Below are 2,212 nucleotides of genomic sequence, written 5' to 3'. Positions count from 1 at the left end.
GCGGTTCACACCGAGGCCCCATGCGTTGATCACGCCTTCCTCGCGCAACTTGCTCAGTACGCGAAACGCGCCCTTGCGCGCCACTTCGAATTGCGCGAGCCATTCGTCGCCGTAGAAATCCTGCGCGATGTCGTGCACCCACACGATATCGAGGCGGTCGGTGCGCAGGCGCTTCAGGCTGTCCTCGATCGAGCGCAGTGTCGCGTCGGCCGTGTAGTCGTTGACGATGCGGTTCGGCCGGCCGTGTTCGAACAGGCCGCCCTTTTCGCCGAGATCGCGCGCCGACACGTCCTCGATTTCGTCGAGGATCACGCGGCCGACCTTCGTGCTCAGCACGTATTCGTCACGCGGATGGTGCGCCAGCGCGTCGCCGAGGCGGATTTCCGCGAGGCCTGCGCCGTAGAACGGGGCCGAGTCGAAATAACGGATGCCGTGTTGCCATGCCGCTTCAACGGTGGCCGCGGCTTCCGCGTCGGGGATGTTGCGGAACATGTTGCCGAGGGGCGCCGTACCGAAACCGAGGATCTTGTTGCCGGGCAGCTTGTCTTTGAGACTCATGATTTTCTCCAGGGAGTAAAGGAAAGCGAGTTCAGTCTAGGGAGACGGGTTAAGTCTGTCCAAGACGGAATTCGACACACTTGAGTCCCGCTAGGTCTGATACGGGGATTTGCGGCCTGTTTCGATCACCGGCTCCGGCGCCCTGTTCGGCCGAGACGCCCGGCCGGCAAGGCTACCGACCGAATCCACGTTCGATTCGTGACGCAGGATCAAAAATGATTTGGCGCGGCGGCCGTTTTTCCCGGATGCCGGCGTACCTATATTGACTGCACTCGCAACGACATCGACGTGGTCGACGGTGGTTGCGGCTCACTCAACCAGACAGGTACCCACGATGAAAACGCTCGTTTCTTCCACCCTTGCCGCACTGATCCTTTCCGCACCGGCGCTGTCGTTCGCGCAACAAGCCGACCATCAGCTGACCCGCGCCGAAGTGAAGGCCGAGATGGCCCGTCTCGCGGCCGTCGGCTACACCCCCGCGCTGGATCACAACCAGTACCCGGCCGCGATCCTCGCCGCCGAACAGCGTGTGCGTGAAAACACCGTCGCGCAATCCGCCCCGAACGCCGCCCCGACCGCGGACAACACCGGTTACGGCAGCGAAGCCCGCACGACCGGCGAATCCGGCCGTGCGATGATGATCAACGGCCGCAACTCGATCTATCGCGGTCATTGAGTCGCGTCGGCGTGCAAGCGAGCACGCCTTTCGATACGCGCAACCGCTCGTCCATCCCCTCCGCATGGCCGGCCCGAATCGCCTGAACAGGCATTCGGGCCGCGCGTCGTCGCTGCCCTTGCACTCCGTCGCCCTGCTTCGCGAAACCGGCTCGCCCGTGGCCGCCGCAGGCAGCGATTCGTGACTGCGCAGTACAAGTTCTTATGCCGCTTCATCCGTTTATCCGGCGCGCGCCGCGCACGATACTTCGCACCGTCAGGCGCCACGCGCCCCACTCGACATCTCGTACGCATATGAACCGATATCCAGGATTGAAGCGCATCGCGCGATCGGCCGCGCTGGCCGCCGTTCCGCTGGCCGCGCTCTTCGCGTTGTCCGGCTGCCAGTCGGACGACAAGGCTCCGGCCGCGACGCCGAGCGTGATCGTCAGCGCGCCCGTCGCGCGCGACGTCAACGACGTCGACGTCTACACCGGCCGCTTCGAGGCGGTCGACACCGTCGACGTGCGCCCGCGCGTGAGCGGCTATCTCGACAAGGTCGCGTTCCAGGACGGCGCGACCGTCCGCAAGGGCGACCTGCTGTTCGTCATCGACCCGCGCCCGTACCAGGCGGCCGTCACCGCCGCGCAGGGCGCGCTCGAACGTGCGCAGTCGCAGCTGAAGCTGAGCCGGCAGGATTTCGAGCGCGCGAGCATCCTGATCAAGACCGACACGATCGCGCAGAGCCTCTACGACCAGCGCAGGCAGGCGGTGCAAAGCGCGCAGGCCGAGGTGACCAGCGCGCAAGGCGCACTCGAACGCGCGCGGCTCGACCTGTCGTTCACGCGCATCGTCGCGCCGATGTCCGGCCGCATCAGCCGCAAACTCGTGAGCGAGGGCAATCTCGTGAAAGGCGGCGACAGCGACGCGACCGTGCTGACGACGATCGTGTCGCAGGACCCGATCGACATCTACTTCGACGTCGACGAGGAAAGCTACC

General features: G+C 65.3%; 3 protein-coding genes. 2 read left to right on the top strand and 1 reads right to left on the bottom strand.

The annotated features are described in order from the left end of the window. The coding region (locus JMF90_RS34225; RefSeq protein WP_201326089.1) for an aldo/keto reductase at nt 1-558 on the bottom strand (558 nt) is incomplete at its 3' end. A gap of 334 nt (nt 559-892) precedes the next feature. Between JMF90_RS34225 and JMF90_RS34220 the strand changes: the two genes are divergently transcribed. After that, on the top strand, nt 893-1,234 hold the full coding sequence (locus tag JMF90_RS34220) for a DUF4148 domain-containing protein (RefSeq protein WP_054928552.1): 342 nt from the start codon (nt 893-895) through the stop codon (nt 1,232-1,234). A gap of 293 nt (nt 1,235-1,527) precedes the next feature. Next, nucleotides 1,528-2,212, top strand: a 685-nt coding sequence (locus tag JMF90_RS34215) for an efflux RND transporter periplasmic adaptor subunit (RefSeq protein WP_201326088.1), incomplete at its 3' end; no start/stop codon positions are given.

Source organism: Burkholderia sp. E168m23 (assembly GCF_016586125.1).
In the GTDB taxonomy this organism is placed as follows: domain Bacteria; phylum Pseudomonadota; class Gammaproteobacteria; order Burkholderiales; family Burkholderiaceae; genus Burkholderia; species Burkholderia orbicola.
Note: the sequence above shows the minus strand (reverse complement) of the source record. Positions and strands in the feature narration are given on the sequence as shown.

Excerpts from the sequence above, each read along its gene's own strand:
- JMF90_RS34220 (WP_054928552.1), top strand. The coding sequence starts at position 893 with ATGAAAACGCTCGTTTCTTCCACCCTTGCCGCACTGATCCTTTCCGCA.